The following is a 21948-nucleotide window of genomic DNA, read 5'->3' on the forward strand; positions in this document are numbered from 1 at the left end:
TTTTTTCTTTTTTAAAATGTTAAATTAAAACCAATCAAGAAGTTACGTGTTGCCGGAGTATTCGTTCCTAAAGTCAGTAAACGTTTTTTATACTCAGTGGTTACCGCAGCATTCTCATCACCGTATGAGTTTGTTTCAGGATCCATTCCTGACTCTTTGTGGTAAGGCGAAAACATAACAAATGGATTTTGTATGGTACAGTAAATACGGAATTTTTGCAATCCTGCATCTTCAATAAATTTCTGTTTGAAATTATAACCCAACGAAATGGTACGAATTTTTAAATACGACGCATCAAAATATCCTAAAGTAGAACCGTATTTCGGATTATCACCGCTTGCAATACCACCCGGTTTTGGATATTTGGCATCTGTATTTTCCGGTGTCCAGTAATCTACATCAACATTTCCTCTGCGCCCACTCAACATATTAAGATAACCAGACGAAGAATAAAGTGTACTGATTAAAATACCTCCGCTCTGGAAAGCTCCAACTGCTGTTAAATCGAATCCTTTGTACGCTACACGAGTATTAAAACCGCCCTGAAAATCAGGATCAACTTTCATTACCTGTCTGTCCTCTGGTCCTATTTGTCTTGTTGGACTTCCATCTGCATTAAAATCTCCCGTATATTTTACTTTAATCATTCCCGCATTTCCTCCCGGTTCGTATTTTGTTAAGTTAGCATCTCCTTGCTGCCAAAGTCCAATTTTTTCATAATCATAAATTACATTGATTGGCTTGCCCACAAACCACCAGTTGCTTTCGTCCCTGTCTTGTCCTGAAGCCAATGCTACTAATTTGTTTTTATTAGAATAGAAATTAACTCCCGCTTCCCAAGTCCAGCCACCGGCATTGTCTAATATGACACCGTTTAATGAAAATTCGATACCTTTATTCTGAGACTGTCCTATATTTCCTGTATAACTTGTTACCCCGGATGTACTTGGAAGATTAACACCCAGCAAAATATCTTTTGTATCTGTTACATAATACTCTACAGTCGCTGACAAACGATTTTTTAAGATAGAAAAATCCAGTCCGTAGTTCCATGTCGAAGAATATTCCCAACCTAAATTCGGGTTAGGCAATTCAGACACATAATATCCAACAGCGTAATCAGTACCAAAATTGTATGGTCTAGTGCTCAAACGTCCAAGTGTTGCATAAGGATTAATCGATTGGTTTGACGTTTCTCCATAACCCACACGAAGTTTTAAGGCGTCCAGAAATCCAACATCCTTTAAGAACGATTCGTTTTTAACATTCCATCCCACCGATACTGCCGGATAAGTATTCCATTTATGCCCGTCTGCCAACCTCGAAGAAGCATCAGAACGTACCGTAGCCGTTATCATATAGCGGTTGTCATACGAATACATCGCGCGCGCCATCCAGGACATCAAGCCACTTTTGTAATAATTTTGATCGTTGGGGTTAATTGTGATTTCACCTGCTGCATGTCCTAAGTTATAAAATTGAAAAGCATCTGAAGGAATATCTCTTGCCGATACAGACGAACTGTTGAAAGAAGTTTGTTCTGCAGAATACAATCCAACCACATTTATTTTGTGTTTTTCTGAGAAAGTACGATCATATGTCAATAGATTTTCAAGCACCCAGTTAGTAGTTAGTGAATGTCCTATATTAGCAGTTGAAGGCGTAGTTGGCGTTGCACTAAAAACACCTTCGCCCGTGTAACTTCCCGAATCCGTCATGCGGAAATTAAGACCTACATTGGCACGGTATTTTAAACCTTCTACTCCGGGAATCTTCACCTCGCCATAGATATTATTATAAGAACCGAACGCTCTGGTCTGGTTGATCCATTTATCTCCCAGATTCTCTACACTTTCTCTGGTATAAACCCATTGCTGGTCCAACGGCATCTCAATTACTCTTTTTAAAGAGCCATCCGGATTGTAAGGATTCGCTATTGGCGAACTGTTCAGTACACCATACATTGACAAATTACTTCCGTTGGTAATCGAATAATTATTATTTGTAGTAATACCAAAGCGAAAAGACCTGCCTATTTCCTGATCTACAGAAGCACGCAGCGAAATACGCTCGTAATCCTGACCCGGAATAACTGCTTCGTCTTTATAATGTCCGATACCAAAATTATAAGAACCGTTTTCTGTTCCGCCGGACACTCCAAAATCATTACTTGTAACCATACCCGTTCCGTAAAATAAATCCTGCCAGTCTGTATTTGTAGTATTAGATTCGTCTAAACCATTGGTATAAATTCCTGCGGCTGTACGAAGCTTTACAAATTTCTCGCCGTCCATCATTGGGTAGCGGGCAAATACACTTTTCAAACCGTAATAATTATCAAAAGTAAATCTTGCCTTTTGTCCTTTTTTACCTTTATTGGTGGTTACTAATATAACCCCATTTGCCCCACGAGATCCGTAAATAGCTGTTGCCGAAGCATCCTTAAGGATGTCAACGCTTTTAATATCCGTTGGATTAATATCACCAATTGATCCCGCAAAAGGAATACCGTCAAGAACTACCAGCGGATCATTGCTCGCATTAAGTGAGCGCGTACCACGAATTCTGATTTGCATTGAAGCACCCGGTTTTGATGAGGTTTGTGTCATTTCGACCCCCGCAATTCTCCCTTGCAAAGCCTGCGTAATATTGGCTCCCGGAACTTCCCTCAAATCATCTCCGGTTATAGAAGCAACAGAACCCGTTACAGCTTCTTTGCGCTGTGCACCGTACCCTATCACAACCACTTCCTGAAGATTGCTTAAGTTTTCTTCGAGCACCACATTGATATTATTTTTGCCCTGAACAGCAATTTCTTTATTCGTTAAACCTAAAAAACTAAAAATTAAAACAGCATTATTAGGCACATTTGCAATAGAATAATTCCCGTCAAAACCTGTAATGACACCCGTTTTAGTGCCTTTAATACTCACATTAGCTCCCGGTATAGGACCGTTGCTGTCAGAAACGATTCCAGTTACTGTGGTTTGTGCCGAGGTGTTTTGCGAAAACAAAAACATCAGGCATAAAAACCCAAAACAATTTAAGAGTTTTGTTTTTTTAATAATAAAAAAGTTAATCATAGAAATTAATTTAGTTGGTTAATACTTTGGTTAGTAAGTTTCATTAAACAATAAGAACATCTTTTTTCGATAGTCAGTTCCTACTAAAATTCTAACGAATGAAACAAAAGTAAATAAATTTAAATAATACGCAATCGGTTGTGTTATTTATTTTTACATATTACAAAAAAATCGACCCATAATAATACACTATACTTATTTTTAAAGTTAAAAAAATAAGTATTATTCTAAAAATTAAACAAATAAGATAATTATTTTTTTGATTTAACAGGCAATTTAGAAAAACAGTAAAAAAAACATAAAAGAAAGCATTTCATAATTATTTTAAATTTACAGCTCTTAAAAAATTAAAAATGAGAAGAAAAACGTGCTAAAAATACAATAAGAGTTTGAAAAACATTATATATAACAAATTTATTCCCCATTTATAAAGAATAAAACAATAGTCAGGAGAACGCTTAAAAAAAACAATCGGTTGTCCAAAACAAGACGTTTTACAGGGCTTATTCGCTTTTTAGCTTTGTATCTTAATGTAGTTAAAACACAATTCTAACTTTGGAAATAGTTATTGCAAACAGGCTTGTTGTACGGGATTTAAGGACCTGTTAGTATTGAAGTTATTACTATAGGATTTAATCTGTTCTGATAAATTGAAAAGAATTAGGCATTGCACATTTCTGAAACAATAAGGCACAAAAAAAACAGAACAATTATACTTAATCGTTCTGTTTTCTAATTTTGCAATGCTTAATATCGCTATTTAAGTTGGTCTAAAAGATACAAGTATGGAGGAAAAGAATGATGTATCATTAAATCTTTACTGTCATTAGGGAATTTTTTATAATAATTCTCGTCATTGTCATTTGGATAAAGTACAATAGTAGTACCTGTTCGAACATAATTATTGCTATTATAAAATTTAGGAGGAACAAATTCCGGTAGAATTTTTTGTACTCTTTTTGCCATTTCCTGCCCTAATAATTTTTGATATGTCTTAACCGTTTTAAGTGATGGATTAGTGAGTTTGCCGTATACCATATTTAAGAACATTCTTTTAAAAAAAGATTGTTTTTTTATTGTTTCTTCCAGTATTGCCACTGGACTTACAACGGGTAAATCGTCCGGCATTTCGACTGAAAAAGGAGTTTGAGGAACCCAATCTACAGCACTCACAACATTGTATGCCCAGCCATTTTGGGTCTTGTTTTCGTAATCATAGGCAAAATATAAATTTCCGGGTTTAGGAGCTGCACTACAATAGGTTTTAAAACGAATATCAGCCGGTAAAACTCCTTTGCTTTGCAAATTATAAAAATGAGCCGTCAGCAAATAACTTATGCCTCCACCCTGACTATGTCCCATAATTATGAAATTCTTAATTCCTGCTTTGTAACAGGAATCAATTTTTGGAACCATTTCTTTAGAAATAAAAGCGGTACTTAAAAGATATCCCGTATGAACGGCCGCATTTTTATTGTCTGACAATTCATATTTAAAAGTATCGGTATTAGATATTTTCAATTCTCCTTTTGCCGGAGTCATTGCCGCATAAAGATTCGCAAGCCAGCTTTCGCTTTTTTCAGTAGTTCCTCTGGTGCATAACACAGCTGTATTACCATCTTTGAGCCATAATTCCCATAGATTGTCTAAGCCAATTGGTTTGCTTCTGTATATTAGTTTTGAGTGTTCAGGTTGAGGGATTGTCTTAGCTTTTTCCGGAGATTCCGTCGATTGCGTAGCGATATAAATCAACTCCCTATATTCTTCTTTATCAAACCCGGGTTTTAAATCCTGCGCATTACTATAGGCCACAGAAAATAAAAAACATACGATTACTAATAATAATTTAAAAAATTTCATAACTACTAAGTTGTTAATTGATTATTACTGGCTACTTAAAATATAACTTTAAACGATATTTATACTAGATATCCCCTGGATTAGTACTGGTTATAGGTAAATTAATCCTACAATAAATATAATCATTATTATAGTACAACCGCGTAATTTCTGAAATGGTACATTTTCCTAATGGCATAATCGCTATAATTCGACAAAAAATATATTGAATCAAAATAAAGGATAACTGACTTTATTCTACTAAAAAAACAGTTTTCTATATTGCTTCGTAAATCCGCAGATTCCGTTTCTCTCTTTCTAATTCGGAAGCATAACCGGAACTTTGATGGTGTTAACATTATAAAAAAAGTGGCGTAAGTGTTTTTTAAATACTATTTTTATAAAATGAAATTAAAAACCCCAACTCTTTTCCTTGGTTATTTCAAGCAGCTTTTGCTGGTTGTGGGTTTGATCTACGCTTTTTCTCATTGCCATGTCAAAAAATCTGTCCTGCATCTTGCGGGAATCGAATCTGTAGAAATTTCTCAAAAAAGTCTTACCTCCTTGCCTGTTCAGGGATCTTGTAGCGTTCATATAATTCAGAAAAGCACTGTTTACAAAAAATCCTTTTCGATACCTCAGTCACCAGTAATTCCGGGATTGCAAGTATTTCGTTTTCAAATACAGGAAAACTTACTTTCCTATTCATTACAAATTCATCCTGGATTCGAATTCGAAAAGAGTTCTATTCATTATCCTGCTCTTTTTATAGTCTTTAAAAATCTAAAAATTGCCCCGCCGGTTGCTTCATGCCTTGCTTAAAACAATTATTATTTTTTAAAATTTTATAAAATGCAACATCAAAAAACTTTTAATGCCGCTTCTATAGCTGCTTTAGCCTTGCGTCTGGTTGTGGGCTGGACTTATTTTTCTGCCTTTTGGAGGCGACTTGTTCTCGAAAATAAATTAATTCAGGACGAAGCTGGTTATATTGGAGAAAAATTCAATCATTTTTTACCTAATGCTCTTGGAATAAAACCAGTCATAGAATATTTAGTCACACATCCTGATGCTTTATGGATCAATATGGTAGCTTTTACTATTATTGAAGGGATTGTTGGTCTGGCAATGATTCTGGGGCTTTTTACCCGACTTATGAGTATTGGAATTTTCTTATTGGCATTTGGTATTTTACTGGCTTCGGGCTGGATCGGAACTACCTGTCTGGACGAATGGCAAATTGGGATTTTAGGACTGGCTTCAGGATTTACTTTGTTCTTAACGGGCAGCAGTTACCTTTCTCTGGATGCTTATTTTATGCAAAAGAATCTTCGTTTTACACAAACAAAATGGTTTAAAATATTGGGTTCGGGAGAATTGAATTTATTTCCTTATAAACGAATTCTTCTGGCGGTAGTTGTTTTTATTATAGGGCTTACTTTATTTACCAACCAATATTTTCATGGTGGTGTTTTTGGCACTCTTCATAATAAATCAGTAAAACCTAAACTTGAAATCAGCAACTTAAAAATAGATAGAAATGAAATAAGCTTTGAGGTTTTTCGTGTAGAAGGCGTTGATGTGTATGGCTCGTTCCTGATTGGAATTTCTCTACAGGATGCTGCCGATAACTATCTTTTGCAATTGAACGGAAGTGATTTAGCCAAACTATCTCCTAAAACGATAAACAATCACTATGTAGCAAAAATAAAACCTGGAGCACATAGTTTAATTATTCCGCTTGGAGCAAAAGCAACAATTCGGATTCCGATATTTGGTCAGCCCAACCTTCAAAACGGGCATTATACACTAACACTAACAGATATAAGTGGTCTTGTCTGGACCGCGCATTTATAATTAAACAAAAAACGGTAACGCTTCTGCTTCCCGTTTTTTTATTTTAAGACAGTAATTCTATAAGCATCAAAGAAAATTATGTAATTCAGGAAACTGCTCAGTTTATGATCTTTGTAGTAAATAATTATTCACAAACATATTTTTTTACTAAGAAATCAAGGTAATTTTAACAATATGTATATACTATTTGAGATATAATAGCTAAATTGCTTAGTATGAGAACAAATTCAGATGTAGTAATTATAGGCGGTGGTCTTGCCGGTTTAGCAAGTGCTCTACATCTATCTCAGAAAGGATTGTCAGTGACATTAATAGAAAAATCATCTTATCCTCGCCATAAAGTATGTGGTGAATATGTCTCTAACGAAATTCTGCCTTATCTTAAATGGCTTGATATCGAGATCTCTAAATTACACCCTGCAAACATCAGCAAATTTGAGTTTAGTACCTCAAAGGGAAAAGTCGCCTCGGCAAATCTTCCGTTAGGCGGTTTTGGCATTAGCAGATATCAACTGGATAATTTTTTATATCAAAAAGCAATCTCAAACGGCTGTGTCATTATTAAAGAAATGGTAAATGACGTTTCTTTCGATAATGATTTGTTTACCATTACAACTCCTGACCAAGTTTTATCATCAAAAATAGTATTAGGTGCTTTTGGGAAACGCTCTAATATAGATCAGGTATTATCCCGTGATTTTTTTATAAAAAAGTCGCCGTGGTTAGCCGTTAAAGCACATTACTACAGCGAATTCCCTAATGATGTGGTGGCGCTGCATAATTTTAAAGGTGGTTATTGCGGTGTTTCTAAGGTAGAAAATAACATTATAAACATTTGTTATCTCGCCGATTATGCCACTTTTAAACAATACAAAAATATTGAAGAATATCAGCTTAATGTACTTTATAAAAACAAACATCTTAAGGCTATTTTAGAAAACAGTACGCTTCTTTTTGATAAACCATTAACGATAAGTCAAATTTCTTTTGATAAAAAACAAGCTGTAGAAAACCACATATTGATGATTGGCGATACCGCTGGACTTATTCACCCTTTATGTGGTAACGGAATGGCAATGGCGATTCATAGTGCAAAAATAGCTTCAGAACAGGTGCTTGATTATTACTCCGGTAGGATACAATCGAGAGAAGCATTAGAAAATGGTTATAGAGAACAATGGAAAAAACATTTTGGCAAACGTTTATTTATGGGGAGAATCCTGGCAAAAGTATTAAGAAACAAAACGATCACAAATGCCCTGGTTGCCATTACGGTAGCTTTGCCTGCACTATTACCCACGATCATTAAACAAACACACGGCAAATCAATAGTAATCAATTAAATGGCTGTAGATACAAAATATAGAACACAGGAAACGGAGATCATGGATGATTTTTTTCTTCAGGGAAAAGAATTACGTGATGCATTGGATAAAATCGCCAGCATTAATCGATTATTAGGCGGTAATAAACTTACGCTTCACGGAATAAAACGATTACTAAAAATTGCCAATACAAGACAGCCAATAGTAATTGCTGACATTGGTTGCGGCAATGGCGATATGTTGCGCATGCTGGCGAAATACGGACAGAAAAATAATCTAAATTTTAAGCTTATTGGTATAGATGCAAATGCTTATACGGTGAATTATGCTAAAACATTGTCGACTGAATTTCCTAATATCGAATATCAATGTTTCGATATTTTTAATGATGATTTTCGTACTCTGAAATATGATATTGTTTTATGTACTCTAACCCTGCACCATTTTACTAATGAGCAAATAATAGATATAATTACTACCTTTAATAGCAATGCTCAAGTTGGCGTAATCATTAATGACCTGCATCGCAGTAAATTAGCATACCGCCTTTTTGAAAAAGTATGTGCTGTTTTTAATTTAAACAGGATGTCTCGTGAAGATGGACTTGTGTCTATTTTGAGAGGATTCAAGAAAAAAGAACTGGAAGACTTCTCTAAAAAACTGAATTTAAAAAACTATACCATAAACTGGAAATGGGCTTTTCGTTACCAATGGATAATTGCTAAAAAATGAGTGTAAAAATTATTACTGTTGCAAAGCAACTACCCAAATATTCGCGTACCACGGCAGATATACTTCCGTTACTGGATGGATGGCTGCACGGTCAGGACGAACGTTTTATAAAAAAAGTGAAGAAAATTTTTGAAGGTGCTGCCGTAGAAAAACGCTACTCTATCATGGATCCGGCGGAAGTTTTTACAGCAACATCCTTTGAAGACAAAAACGATATTTACAGCCGGGAAGTTATTATTCTGGGCGAGCAGGTATTGGAAAAAGCACTTGCTAAGGCAAACTGGGATCCGCAGACAATCGACTATATTATTACGGTAAGCTGTACCGGAATTATGATTCCGTCTTTAGATGCTTATTTAATCAACAAAATGAAATTAAGACAGGATATTGTCCGGCTTCCTGTAACCGAAATGGGTTGTGCGGCGGGAATATCAGGAATTATATATGCTAAAAATTTCCTTAAGGCAAATCCGGGTAAACGTGCTGCAGTTATCGCGGTCGAATCGCCAACGGCAACTTTTCAGCTCAATGATTTTTCGATGCCTAATATTGTAAGTGCCGCCATTTTTGGTGACGGAGCTGCCTGCTGTCTTTTGTCATCTCATGAAGAAGATAACGGTCCTGAAATAATAGCCGAGGAAATGTATCATTTTTATGATGCAGAACATATGATGGGATTTAAACTTACCAACACAGGTTTACAAATGGTATTAGACATTGAAGTTCCGGATACTATTGCATCACATTTTGAAGATATTATTCATCCTTTCCTGCAAAAAAACAATTTAGGGATTAGCGATATTGACCATATGATTTTTCATCCCGGCGGAAAAAAAATAGTTACAACTGTTGAGTCACTTTTCTCAGGATTAGGTAAAAACATAGAAGCAACTAAAGAAGTACTTAAACAGTATGGCAATATGTCTAGTGCAACGGTGTTGTATGTTTTGGAACGTATTATGAATGAAAAACCAAAGTCGGGAGAAAGAGGATTGATGCTTAGTTTTGGACCTGGATTTTCGGCACAACGCGTTTTATTACAATGGTAATATTAACTAATTGATTTTGGAATTTGATTATTGTTATATAAAATTAGACGTGAATTTTTCTGATTCGCCAGACGAAGATGCACATCAAAACGGATTTAAAAAAAAATTGAAATTTCGTTTGCTTCAAATTAGGAAAAGAAATCTGTTTTTATCCGCGTCTTTACGAAGTAAATCCGTTTTATTTGCGTTCAATTAAACATCAACTTATTAAACGAAACAAACTATGACTTTAAAAAATATTTTAGCAAAGCTGCCTTACAGTAAACCTTTTCTTTTTGTAGATGAGCTATTGCAAGTCGATGAAAACGGAATAACCGGAACGTATACTTTTAATGAAGATCTTGATTTTTATAAAGGTCATTTTAAAGATAATCCTGTAACTCCGGGCGTAATTTTAACTGAGACTATGGCTCAGATTGGTATGGTTTGCCTGGGAATCTATTTACTGGGAGAAAAATTTAGTAAGGATACAGTAATTGCTTTTACATCTGCAGATATGCAATTTTTAAAACCGGTTTATCCTAACGAAAAAGTAACGGTTACGTCTCAAAAATCTTTTTTTAGATTTGGTAAATTAAAGTGTGATGTAATTATGACAAACGAAGCCGGACAAGAAGTCTGCAAAGGCATTTTGGCGGGTATGATTACCACAAAACTATGAACAAAAGAGTTGTAATAACAGGTCTGGGTGTAGCAGCTCCAAACGGTGTTGGAATTCCTGCGTTTACACATTCCTTAAAAAATGGTATTTCGGGAATTCGGCACGATGCACAATTGCAGGAATTGCAATTCTCTTGTCAGATCGCAGGTCAGCCACAAATTTCAGAGGAATTAAAATCAGCGTATTTTACAGAACTTGAATTGCGGGGGTTTAACAGTACGGGTATTTTATACGGCGTAATTGCCGGAATAGAAGCTTGGAAAAATGCCGGATTATCAACTGAAGTTAATGAAGATCCTGATTGGGACAGCGGAACAATTTTTGGATCCGGAACATCAGGAATTGATAAGTTTCGCGAAAGTATTTATAAAATAGACGAATTACAAGTTCGAAGACTTGGCAGTACCGTAGTGGCACAAACGATGAACAGTGGCATTAGCGCTTATCTTGGCGGTAAATTAGGACTTGGCAATCAGGTCACAACCAATTCCTCTGCTTGTGCAACAGGAACAGAAGCTATTATGATGGCCTATGACCGCATACAATCCGGACAGGCAAAACGAATACTGGCAGGAAGTACTGGCGATAGCGGTCCGTATATTTGGGCTGGATTTGATGCTTTGCGTGTGTGCAGTTCTAAATATAATGAAGATCCGGAAAGCGGTTCCCGTCCCATGAGTGCTTCGGCAGCAGGATTTGTACCCGGTAGTGGCGCAGGAGCATTAGTAATAGAAGATTTAGATACTGCCATAGAAAGAGGCGCAACCATTTATGCCGAAATACTGGGAGGTAATGTAAACTCCGGAGGACAGCGCGGCACCGGAAGCATGACTGCTCCTAACAGCAAAGCTGTACAAGAATGCATTATGAGCGCATTGAGAAATGCAGGTATTGCAGCAAATGATATTGATGCCATTAACGGTCATCTTACAGCAACGACAAAAGACAGTCTGGAAATAGAAAACTGGACGAAAGCATTAAATCGAAAAGGGGATAATTTTCCGTACATTAATTCCTTAAAAAGTATGACCGGGCATTGTCTTAGTGCCGCCGGAAGCATAGAAAGCGTAGCTACCGTTTTGCAGCTTCATGAAGGTTTTTTATTTGGTAACCTGAATTGCGAAGATCTGAATCCGGAAATTACAACACTAATTGATTCTTCGAAAGTTCCGTTAAAAACAATAAACACGAATCTAAATATAATTGCTAAAGCCAGCTTTGGTTTTGGTGATGTAAATGCCTGTATTATCTTTAAAAAATTTAAAAACTAATTATGAATAAAGACGAACTTATTGCGAAACTAAAAGTTATTATCAAGCCCTATACTACCAATACAGAGGCTTTTGATAATCTAACAGAAAATACTGATTTCATAAACGATCTTAGTATAAATTCAGCCAATCTGGTTGATATTGTACTGGATATCGAAGAAGCATTTGATATTGTTATTGATAATACTGATATGGAACGAATGCTGGATGTAAAAACTGCAGTAGAAATTATCGAAACAAAGCTTGCCGAAAAATGATAGGCAATGATGTTATAGATATCTTGCAATCCCGCAAGGAAAGCAATTGGCAACGCAAAGGTCTTGCGCAAAAACTCTTTACCATTGACGAACAGTTGCTTATAACACATGATCCGGAACCGGAGATGATGTTATGGATACTTTGGAGCATGAAAGAAGCTGCCTATAAAATCTATAACAGACAAACAAAAATTAGGGAATATATCCCTAAAAAATTAGCCTGTACAATTGGCTCAAAAGAGCCTAATTATTGTACAGGAAAAGTTATTTGTGAGCAAAATATCTATTACACAAAAACTATTATTACTCCCGATGTTTTGCATAGTATTGCGGTTACTTGTCCGGACAATTTGAACAATGTAATTGAGATCGTGAGAAAAGATATTGTAAAAGACAGTAACGGAATACCTTATCTGTCCCATTCTACATCGAATATACTTCAGGATGTTTCTATCAGTCATCACGGGCGTTATGAAAAAGTGGTTACGCTTAGTTATAAATAATAAGCAGGAAAGAGCCTTTCAATAAAGTAATTTTGAGCTTCTCACGAAAACAGTATAGGCAAATTTTACTGATCTTTGTACTGTAAACAAGTAGTGATGAAAGAAACATTTTTACATACCGACCAACTTCCCGGAATCGTCTATTCTTATTATGAAACACAAAAGGTTATTGGCGAACAGTTTATTATCGAACATGGATTATCGTATATTATTTCCGGAAATCTAAAAGTTACAGACGCGGGACAAACAAGATTTTTTGGTGCAGGTGATTTACTTTTTTACAGAAAAAATTTTCTTTCAAAGTTCACCAAGATTCCCAACGAAAAAGAACCGTTCAAATCAATTGCAATTATTTTTGACAGGGATACTTTGCAGAAATTCAGTCAGCAATATCATGTTGTCTATGATAAACCTTATCTCTTAAAAGAGGCAGTTTTGCAACTGAAAGAGAATGCTTTACTTAAAAATTTCTACGATACGCTACTTACCTATTTCGATTCGAAAATTCCGGAGCACTTAATTGCATTAAAAAAACAAGAAGCTTTACTCCTGTTGCTCGAAATAAATCCTGATTTAAAAAATATCCTTTTCGATTTTAATCAGCCCGGAAAAATAGATCTGGAAGCTTTTATGCAACAAAACTTTAAGTTTAATATTGACTTAAAAAAACTGGCTTTTTTAACCGGTAGAAGTCTGGCTACTTTTAAGAGAGATTTTGAAAAAATCTTTCAGATGTCACCCAATCGCTGGTTACAGAAAAGACGCCTCGAAGAAGCTCATTATCTTATCAAAGAAAAAAAGAAACGCCCTTCTGACGTGTATCACGAGGTGGGATTTGAAAGTATTTCTCATTTTTCTTATTCCTTTAAAAAACTATTTGGCGTTAATCCATCTGCAATTTGACGCTGTTTACTTTGAAATAATCTAATAAACATAAATACTCTTACTATGAAAAAAGTAATCTTTGTTACCGGAGCTTCCTCCGGTCTGGGAAAAGCTACGTCTTTATTTTTTGCTCAACAAGGCTGGAATGTTATTGCTACTATGCGAAATCCTGAAAAAGAAACCGAACTAAAAAACCTTTCAAATGTTTTTGTAACACGACTTGACGTGTCTGATTTGCCATCTATTACAACAGCAATTAGTGAGGGAATAGAGAAATTTGGACATATTGACGCGTTGATTAATAATGCCGGTTATGGACAGCAAGGCTTGTTTGAAGCTATTTCGGCAGAGAAAATCCGTGAACAGTTTGAGGTAAATGTATTTGGCTTAATGGATGTTACGCGTGCTATTTTACCTCATTTCAGAAACCGAAAACAAGGTACGATTGTAAATGTTACTTCTGGTGTAGGACGCATAACGGTTCCTTTGGTTTCTGTATATGCTGCTTCAAAATTTGCTATAGAAGGTTTCTCTGAATCACTTTCTTATGAACTGGAATCCCAAAACATCAAAGTCAAAATTATAGAGCCTGGATATGTGCCAACCTCTTTCCACGAAAGGGCTGCTACTGATTTTGCTTTCGATCCGGCTTTAGAAGATTACAAACCTTTTCAGGATGAAATGAATTCATTATTCTCCTCTTTTGAAAACGAAAATATTGCCACGCCTTCTGATGTTGCTAAAATTATTTATGGCGCCGTAACGGATCAAAGTCATACTTTGCGCTACATTGCAGGACCGGATTTAGAACCTATGATTGCTTTAAGAAACAGCAAATCAGATCAGGAATATATGAAAATTTTCAGAAATCAATTTATGCCTGAATATTTTAAATAAAAATGCAAATGGTTCTAAAAATAACATCACATATCTTGTCAAATTCAATTTCTAATAATTCAGGACCTTTCCAGTATATGTAACAGAAATTTGAAGAGCAGTAAATATAATGAAAGAATAAAAATATAAAAGCAGCAAAGCTAAAACCCTTACGTCTTAATAATCAAACGTTTTACTGGTTTTGCTTTAAATTTTAGATTTTTTTTGAAAAAAAACTTGACTTTACACCCAACCTTTTCCAATAATTGCTCTCTTAGAGATAAAGGAGAAATTACAAACGGGACATTTCATTGCCCTTTTATTTCTATTGCGAAATAGAAACATAAAATTAGAATGGCTGTATTGGTTTTGTACTTTTTTTTAAAAATTAACTTCCAATGAATAAATTACAATAAAAAATCAAAAGAAGTTAGTAAATATAATCGCTCATTTTTGATGCGAATTCGATTAATAATCTTTAAATTTATGTTTTAAAATCTTATTTTATGAAAAATTACGTACTACTATTCGTTTCTGTTTTAGCATTATCTTTTAATTCCTGTACAACGATGAAAGACAAAACAAGCTCTGCTGATCTTTATAATACAACTTGGGAACTGGAATATATTACCGGACCACGTATTGCTTTTGAAGGTTTATTTCCTGATAAAAAACCGTTTATTAAGTTTGATGAAGCGACTAAACAAGTCTCTGGAAATGCTGGTTGCAATGGTTATAGTGCTCCATTTACAGTAAAAGGAAAATCCCTTACTTTTGGAGAACAAGGTCCTGCAACTTTAATGTATTGCGAAGGTGGCGGAGAACAGGTTTTTACAAAAACTATTAAAGATATTGATAGTTACTCTATTGATAAAGACGGAAAATTGAATTTGATCATGAAGGACATCCCAATGATGAGATTCAAAAAAGTAATTAAATAATTATGATTGCTTTACATCAAGACAATTAAAAAAACAGAATCCCTCAATTTCAAATGTTGAGGGATTTTTTTTGGATTGTTGTTTCTTAAAAACATAAAAAAGGTTCCTGACAAAAAAGATCGCCAGAAACCTCCAATAAAAAAACAAAAAATATTTTTTTAAATTCTACTTTTTAGAAACTATAACCAAGTGCTAAATTGAACCTTGAACCGTTTCCTCTGGTATAATTAGCATTAGTGCCATAAAACTGAGATGTTGTGGTATAATAATCTGTATTAAAAAGATTTTCGATTCCTAGTTTTACCCTGATCTGTTCTGTAACTCTGTAAGCCGTAGCTACATTCCATAAATTAAATGATTTTATTGGTCCTTCACCAATTGCATAAGCTCCTTTGGCATTAGGTTGAAAAACGTCACGATCACCAACCATCATCCAGTACAATTCTACATTTAATCTCTTATCGCCATATTTTGCATAACCTGTTACTTTAGACGGCGGGATTCTGTTTGATTTTAGATAAATATCTGTTGGTCCGTAAAAATGTCCGTCAGAATCTTTGTCACCCCTACCCTGTACATAAGCATAATTTCCTCCCACTGTCAATTGTTTTATAATCTGATAATCTGCCTGAACTTCATAACCCCAAACTCTTTCCGGTAAACGTTCAGCTACTAAATAACCATCGACCTGAACCAGATTCGTTCCTAGTTTTGAAGTACTGAAATAATACGCAGCACTCAAATTGAATTTCCCTAACTGACTGCTAAAACCTCCTTCATAATTATTAACGATGATAGGCTTTGTCTGTAGTTTTGATATCGCATCTTCTTTAGCATTCGTGAGTACACGCCCCAGATCAAATACAGAAAAAGACTGAGAAAAACTCACGAAAGGATTGAAGAATTTAAATTTTGAATATCTAAGGCCCGTATTAAAAACAAAGGCATCATAAGTAAGATCTCCTCCTTTGACAGCAATACTTCCTGCTCCGTTTGCACCTGTTGCCAATGTGTTATAATCATCAATATTGATTTTAATATTTTCTGCACGTAATCCTGCTTTTACATTAAAATCACCAAAAATTTGTGTCGATATTTGTGCATAAGGCGCTAAATTGACCATATTGATATTAGGTACCCAAACACGTCCGTCAACCAGTTTTTGATTGGTTTTATCATTAAGTAAATCAAATCCATAAGTTACATCTCCTGTAAAATTGGAAGAAACTGTAAAAGGAGAATTCAAGTAAACTCTCAAACCTTTTTTAGCAGATGCCGTTTGAGATTGTCCGCTTCCGTAGAAAAAGGCAGAGTTAGAAAATATCGTCAGGAAATCCTGAAAATACAAATTAGCCGTTAATGATGTACTCCTAAAAATCTGCTTGTTTACATATTGAAGATTTGCATTGTGATTGTAACGTGTTCCTTCGTCTACTCCTGGTCTGTTCCCGAGAACACCAATTGCCGGACTTACGCCGTAAACACCATTTTTTAGGATAAAATCAGAATCCTGATTGGAACTAAAATAATTGTACATTAATTCAATTCTTTGCTTGTCAGTTAGATTATAACCTGCCTTAGTAAAAATATTATACGTTTTAGTTTCTCCCAAACCATATTCAGGAGATATAACCTGTCCTTCACCATCTCTAAATACGCCTGTCTTTTCGTAAGTTCCGGCTACCATATAATTGAATTTATTGATTTTTCCGTAAAACTGTTGGTTAAACCTGTATCCTGCCGTACTATCTCCTTTTATATTTCCTGTAGTTCCGGCTTCACTGTACCCGGCAAATCTCTTTTGAGTTTTACCCGATTTCGTAATGTAATTAATCAATCCACCATCGGCTCCATTACCATATATAGCTGTTGCTCCCTTGATAACCTCAATACGCTCAATTACAGAAGGATCAATAGAACGCATTTCTCGTCCGGCTGATTTCAATGGCGTTGACTGCGGAATTCCGTCGATTAATACAAGTGGATTTCTACCTCTTAGGGTTTGCCCGTAATTCCCTGTATTATTGGTTGCTGATCCTAAACCCGGAACCGCAAAAGCCACGATGTTTGCAATGTTTGGACTCACAATAGATAAATCTTCGATATCCTTAGCATTGATAACCGTAACAGAAGATGGTGTTTTTGATAGCGTTTCTACCTTTCTGCTGGCTGAAACAATAATTTCGTCAAGCTGAGAACCGCTTTTTTCTGAAATTTCATTGTTTTGTGCCTCATCCGTTTTCCCTGAAAACTTCAATTGAAGATTAACAATAGTCTTTTCATTATTTACAACCGTAATTTGTTGTTCGATTGTTTCATAACCTGCTAAAGAAACCTGTATCGTATAAATATTTTCTGCAACATTATTCAATCTAAAACTGCCGTCATTAGTTGCAGTTGTTTTATACTTTGAGTTTTTAAGAGTAATGATTGCTCCCGAAGCCGATTTTCCGTTGGAAGTTGTTATTTCTCCTTTTATTTTTCCGCCGGTTTGTTGTGCAAAAGATAAAAAGACTGAAAATAGAAGGCAAATAATAAGTAAAAACTTAGATGTTCTTAAATTAAGATTGTTCATTGATTTTGGTATTTGGTTAGGTTTAGTTTTTATTTAGAATAAATAAAAACAGCGCAAAAGTAAATATTAATAATCGTTTACGCAGTACTATTTCTGCTTATTCTGTTAATTTTTTATGCAACAAAAAATTAATTAATTAAAAATCAATTACTTAGAACATATACGAGTGACTCTAAATTTCGCAATACAATAGTTATTACTTATTATTACAAAAAATAATAGGTAACGTTTCATTATTATTCTCTTTTCTTCTTTCCTATCCCATCCAATAGCATCACTTTAACTGTCTTTAAATCATAATTATTTTTCTAAAGATGCTGTAGAATTAGTCTAAATAAGTATAAATTTGTCGCTGAATTTTAGAATATAGAAATAGTATGAAGAAAGGATTAAAAAAAACTGTTGGTATGATCCACTTATGGCTGGGGCTTGGTTCTGGTTTAATTGTTTTTATTGCTGCATTAACAGGAAGTCTTTTAGTTTTTGAAAAGGAAATCGACACTGCCATACATCCTGAATTTTATAATGTTACAACTATAGGTACCACAAAAAAAACCATTGATTACTGTACGGATATACTACAGAAACACTATGATATAAAGAAAATAACGCGTATTTACACTTTTAATGATCCTGCGCGTACAATGCAAATCTTAGGGAAGGATACAAAGAAAAAAGCCCAATTTTTTTCTATTGATCCCTATACTGGAAAAGTTCTGGCAACAACACCTCAGGAAAAAAGATTTTTTGTTTTTCTTCTTTCTTTGCACAGACAACTATTGCTGGGCGATGTTGGAAAAATTATTATGGGAACTTCCTGCCTGATCTTTGTATTCATGCTTATCTCAGGTATTGTTTTATGGTGGCCAAAAAAGATTAAAAACATGAAACAAAGATTAACTGTAAAATGGGGCGCTTCTTTTAAAAGGGTGAATTGGGATTTTCATTCGACTTTTGGTTTCTACAGCTTTTTAATTTTATTGATTATTTCCCTAACCGGATTATCCTTTGCTTTTTCCTGGTTTCAGGACGGAGTTTATTTTCTGGCTGACGGCACAACAAAGAGACCTTCTGCGAAAGTAAAAAATCCAACAAAAATAGATCCTAAACTAAACAATACGGCCTTTTATCAAAGCATTTACAATAAAGCAGACAGTATTTTTCCGTATACCGGAAACATTCAAATCAGGATGCCTGTTGATACAATCAATAGCATTTTGGTATTGAAAGAAAATTTAGAAAAAACAATTCCCAATCAATCCAGTGCTGCTTATTTTGATAAATATACGGCTAAGGAAATTGAAGCAAGACCTTACGAATCTTTTTCAAACGGAGATAAAATAAAACGTCTGAACTACCCTATTCATACCGGAAGCATTTATGGTTTACCAACCAAAATACTTGCTTTTTTAGTTTCTCTTTTTGCTTTGACATTACCTATTACGGGTTTATTAATCTGGTTAGGAAAGAAGAAAAAAACAGCTAAATAATAATATTACAGCAAACCCGACAAGTTTTTAAAACTTGTCGGGTTTAATATGTGAGACAAAGAATCTCCACTTTTATATATTTGAATCAGACTATCCTTTCAGATCATTAAAATAAGCCGTAGTTTCTTCAATCAAAGAGTTCATTAATGCTACAGCTTTGGTATGCTTTAAAATAGGTGCAATTTGTCCACCCCAAAATAAGATCATATCCCATTTTTGCTGATCAAGAGCTGCTTTTCGCAATGGCGATATAAGCGTAGTTTGTAACGGAAAGGGAAGAATACTTTCTTCTTTACCTAAAATTTCTTCAGCTAATCTGCTCGTTAATCCTCGACCTAAACGTCCTGTGTACGCACGGGATAAAGTGGTGTATTTTGCGGCATCAGAGAATAACATTTGCCTGTGAATTGGTAAAGCATTCGATTCATCACAGGCTAAAAATGCGGTACCAATCTGGGCAGCGTCTGCTCCTAAAGCTAATGCTGCGGCAACACCTTTTCCGTTTGCAATTCCGCCTGCAGCGATAACAGGAATTTTTACTTTTTCACGAATAAGCTGTAATAATACAAAAGTTCCCGTTAAGGATGATTCGGCGGAAGCCAAAAATGAAGGCCGGTGTCCGCCAGCTTCAAAACCCGATGCAATAATCATATCTGCACCTGAATTTTCGAGAAAAATAGCCTCATCTAATGTAGTTGCTGCGCCAACGGTTATAATTCCTAACCTTTTACATTGTTCTAAAACATCTGCAGAAAGTGCCCCAAACATAAAACTGAATACTTTAGGTTTGACATCCAAAATTACTTCTAACTGATTCTCAAATCGGGATTGAAACGGAACCGGTTTTTCCGGTATCGGAATTCCAACTTCATCAAAATAAGGCTTATATAATGCTTTCGTGTTGTTGTATTGCTCGTCTGTAAGACCTGATTGTGGAATATCATGATCAGAAACCCATAGGTTGATATTATAAGGTTTATTGGTAGCAGCTTTTAATTGTTTGTCTGCATCAAAAATTTCCTGAGGAGACATTGTATAAGCTCCGTATCCGCCAAGTCCGCCTGCGTTTGATACCGCGGCAGTCAGTTCTACCGTAGATAAATTACCGCCAAATGGTCCCTGCATGATAGGATAATCAATGCCTAATAATTTTGTAGCTTTAGTATTGTACCACATTGCTATTTTATTTAAAGTTTAATTGCTTGTATCCGTCAGCATTTTATTGACGATAAGCCATTTTCCGTTAATCTTATGGAAAGATAAAAAATCCCGATAATTAAAATCGTACATTTTTACATTAATTTCGGCCATAGCAATCGAGTTCACTACAGAAATTTTCAGAATTTCCCCTTTGAAAGGTTTTCCTGAATCCCTGGGACTTTGCCTGTTCTTTACACCACTTAAATAAAGATCCACCGTTTTAAAATAAGGCTGGCCTTGTACGTCTCCAAAAAGTAAAGCGCCTTCATAAAAAATGCTCCCTAAACGTATTTCGTCTCCTTCGTAGATTCCTTTAAAATAATAATTTTCTAGTGCATCAGTAATAGCTGATACGTCTGCCTGATTTTCCATTTTGATATTATTTTGTGCTTTTATGCCTTGTAAGGTACAAAGCATAAAAGCCATTAATAAAATATTTTTCAAATTAATTTAAATGATGCCCCGCTCCTTTACCGCCATCAACATTGATGATTGAACCGGTAATAAAGCTACTTTTTGCAACGGTATACACCATTTCGGCTACGTCATCGACCTCTCCTACTCTGTTTAAAAGATGTAATCCCGCACTTTGATCAGCATTAGCGCCGTGCATTGGCGTACGAATAACGCCCGGAGCAACAGTATTTACACGAATATTTTGTTTCCCGAATTCAGCTGCTAACTGAAGTGTCAAAGCATGAATTGCACCTTTACTGGCAATTGGTGCCGAAGCTGGCCAACCGCCTAATCCGTGGTTTACTATAGGTGTTCCAATATTAATTACAACTCCGTCTTGTTGCTTCAGCATTTGCGGAATCACTGATTGTGTAGTGAAATAAGTTCCTTTTAGGTTTGTTTTCAAAAATTTATCCAGATATGCTTCATCCACTTCCAGGAATGGTTTGCTTTCGAAGATACCGGCATTGTTAACCAATACATCTACAGAACCAAATTTGTCTAAAGCAATTTTTACCAATTGTTCGCCCGTTTCTTTATTGCTCACATCTCCGGCAAACATTGCCAGATTATTGCCCGCTCCCAATTCATTATAAGCACTTTCTAAAGAAGATGCTGTAAACGAGTTGATGATCACATTATCGCCTCTGTCCAGAAAATATTTCGCGATTCCTTTTCCTATCCCAGATGATGCTCCGGTAACAATTATAGTTTGTTTTTTCATGATGCTTATTTTTTATTGGCTGTAATGCCTTTTTCCCTTAATATTGATACTTGTTCTCCTGCGTAACCCCAATCGTCTAATTCTATTTCCTGAATTACAACTTGAGTTAAATGCGGATCCTTGTTCAATACATCAGTAATCAAATTGGTGATTCCGCTTATTAATTGCTGTTTTTGTTCGCGGGTTACGCCTTCACGTGTCACTTCTAGTTTTACGTATGGCAT

At 35.2% G+C, this 21948-nt stretch carries 20 protein-coding genes; 13 read left to right on the forward strand and 7 right to left on the reverse strand.

From position 1 onward, the window contains the following. Window positions 1-11: 11 nt before the first annotated feature. Window positions 12-3083 (reverse strand): SusC/RagA family TonB-linked outer membrane protein, encoded by a 3072-nt coding sequence (locus tag ACQKCJ_RS05750; RefSeq protein WP_427401574.1) that lies wholly within the window; start codon window positions 3081-3083, stop codon window positions 12-14. 756 nt (window positions 3084-3839) lie between these two features. After that, window positions 3840-4943 carry a lipase family protein gene (locus ACQKCJ_RS05755; protein ID WP_427401575.1) on the reverse strand — a complete coding sequence of 368 codons (1104 nt, stop codon included), beginning with the start codon at window positions 4941-4943 and terminating at the stop codon, window positions 3840-3842. A gap of 384 nt (window positions 4944-5327) precedes the next feature. Between ACQKCJ_RS05755 and ACQKCJ_RS05760 the strand changes: the two genes are divergently transcribed. From ACQKCJ_RS05760 to ACQKCJ_RS05815, 12 genes are all read left to right on the forward strand, one after another. Continuing rightward, entirely contained in the window at window positions 5328-5744 is a 417-nt protein-coding gene (locus ACQKCJ_RS05760) for a hypothetical protein (protein WP_271334240.1), read from the forward strand. 30 nt (window positions 5745-5774) lie between these two features. Beyond that, complete coding sequence (locus ACQKCJ_RS05765; RefSeq protein WP_427401576.1) at window positions 5775-6779, forward strand: TQO small subunit DoxD; 1005 nt, start codon at window positions 5775-5777, stop codon at window positions 6777-6779. A gap of 215 nt (window positions 6780-6994) precedes the next feature. After that, window positions 6995-8122 carry an NAD(P)/FAD-dependent oxidoreductase gene (locus tag ACQKCJ_RS05770; RefSeq protein ID WP_427401577.1) on the forward strand — a complete coding sequence of 376 codons (1128 nt, stop codon included), beginning with the start codon at window positions 6995-6997 and terminating at the stop codon, window positions 8120-8122. Next, a complete protein-coding gene (locus tag ACQKCJ_RS05775) occupies window positions 8123-8836 on the forward strand; it encodes a methyltransferase domain-containing protein (RefSeq protein ID WP_271334237.1) in 714 nt (237 codons plus the stop codon). Beyond that, entirely contained in the window at window positions 8833-9885 is a 1053-nt protein-coding gene (locus ACQKCJ_RS05780; protein WP_271334236.1) for a type III polyketide synthase, read from the forward strand. Before ACQKCJ_RS05775 ends, ACQKCJ_RS05780 begins: the two co-directional genes overlap by 4 nt. A 223-nt stretch (window positions 9886-10108) precedes the next feature. Further along, window positions 10109-10546, forward strand: coding sequence for a 3-hydroxyacyl-ACP dehydratase FabZ family protein (locus tag ACQKCJ_RS05785; RefSeq protein ID WP_271334235.1), 438 nt, complete (start codon window positions 10109-10111; stop codon window positions 10544-10546). Beyond that, window positions 10543-11817 carry a beta-ketoacyl-[acyl-carrier-protein] synthase family protein gene (locus ACQKCJ_RS05790; protein ID WP_271334234.1) on the forward strand — a complete coding sequence of 425 codons (1275 nt, stop codon included), beginning with the start codon at window positions 10543-10545 and terminating at the stop codon, window positions 11815-11817. The genes ACQKCJ_RS05785 and ACQKCJ_RS05790 overlap by 4 nt, the downstream gene beginning before the upstream one ends. Window positions 11818-11819: 2 nt before the next feature. Then, on the forward strand, window positions 11820-12074 hold the full coding sequence (locus tag ACQKCJ_RS05795; protein ID WP_271334233.1) for an acyl carrier protein: 255 nt from the start codon (window positions 11820-11822) through the stop codon (window positions 12072-12074). After that, window positions 12071-12577 carry a 4'-phosphopantetheinyl transferase family protein gene (locus ACQKCJ_RS05800; protein WP_427401578.1) on the forward strand — a complete coding sequence of 169 codons (507 nt, stop codon included), beginning with the start codon at window positions 12071-12073 and terminating at the stop codon, window positions 12575-12577. Before ACQKCJ_RS05795 ends, ACQKCJ_RS05800 begins: the two co-directional genes overlap by 4 nt. A gap of 96 nt (window positions 12578-12673) precedes the next feature. Beyond that, a complete protein-coding gene (locus tag ACQKCJ_RS05805; RefSeq protein ID WP_271334231.1) occupies window positions 12674-13480 on the forward strand; it encodes an AraC family transcriptional regulator in 807 nt (268 codons plus the stop codon). A 45-nt stretch (window positions 13481-13525) separates the two neighbouring features. Further along, window positions 13526-14359: an SDR family oxidoreductase gene (locus ACQKCJ_RS05810; RefSeq protein WP_271334230.1), complete on the forward strand. Its 834-nt coding sequence runs from the start codon at window positions 13526-13528 to the stop codon at window positions 14357-14359. A gap of 485 nt (window positions 14360-14844) precedes the next feature. Beyond that, window positions 14845-15279 carry an META domain-containing protein gene (locus ACQKCJ_RS05815; protein WP_271334229.1) on the forward strand — a complete coding sequence of 145 codons (435 nt, stop codon included), beginning with the start codon at window positions 14845-14847 and terminating at the stop codon, window positions 15277-15279. A 172-nt stretch (window positions 15280-15451) separates the two neighbouring features. On the opposite strand, the gene ACQKCJ_RS05820 is transcribed toward ACQKCJ_RS05815, so the two are convergent. Continuing rightward, window positions 15452-17854 (reverse strand): TonB-dependent receptor, encoded by a 2403-nt coding sequence (locus ACQKCJ_RS05820; RefSeq protein WP_427401579.1) that lies wholly within the window; start codon window positions 17852-17854, stop codon window positions 15452-15454. Window positions 17855-18231: 377 nt separating this feature from the next. Between ACQKCJ_RS05820 and ACQKCJ_RS05825 the strand changes: the two genes are divergently transcribed. Beyond that, entirely contained in the window at window positions 18232-19344 is a 1113-nt protein-coding gene (locus ACQKCJ_RS05825) for a PepSY-associated TM helix domain-containing protein (protein ID WP_427401580.1), read from the forward strand. A gap of 90 nt (window positions 19345-19434) precedes the next feature. Here ACQKCJ_RS05825 and ACQKCJ_RS05830 read toward each other — a convergent pair whose 3' ends face one another. Genes ACQKCJ_RS05830 through ACQKCJ_RS05845 form a run of 4 tightly spaced genes read right to left on the reverse strand, consistent with a single transcriptional unit; the run spans window position 19435 to window position 21948 of the window. Continuing rightward, entirely contained in the window at window positions 19435-20520 is a 1086-nt protein-coding gene (locus tag ACQKCJ_RS05830; protein WP_271334226.1) for an NAD(P)H-dependent flavin oxidoreductase, read from the reverse strand. Between the two features lie 18 nt (window positions 20521-20538). Then, complete coding sequence (locus ACQKCJ_RS05835) at window positions 20539-20970, reverse strand: nuclear transport factor 2 family protein (protein WP_427401581.1); 432 nt, start codon at window positions 20968-20970, stop codon at window positions 20539-20541. A 19-nt stretch (window positions 20971-20989) separates the two neighbouring features. Continuing rightward, window positions 20990-21724 (reverse strand): SDR family NAD(P)-dependent oxidoreductase, encoded by a 735-nt coding sequence (locus ACQKCJ_RS05840; protein WP_427401582.1) that lies wholly within the window; start codon window positions 21722-21724, stop codon window positions 20990-20992. Window positions 21725-21729: 5 nt separating this feature from the next. Beyond that, window positions 21730-21948, reverse strand: a complete 219-nt coding sequence (locus tag ACQKCJ_RS05845) for a tautomerase family protein (protein ID WP_427401583.1) — start codon at window positions 21946-21948, stop codon at window positions 21730-21732.

Source organism: Flavobacterium sp. NPDC079362, from assembly GCF_050267765.1.
Taxonomy (GTDB): Bacteria; Bacteroidota; Bacteroidia; order Flavobacteriales; family Flavobacteriaceae; genus Flavobacterium; species Flavobacterium azizsancarii.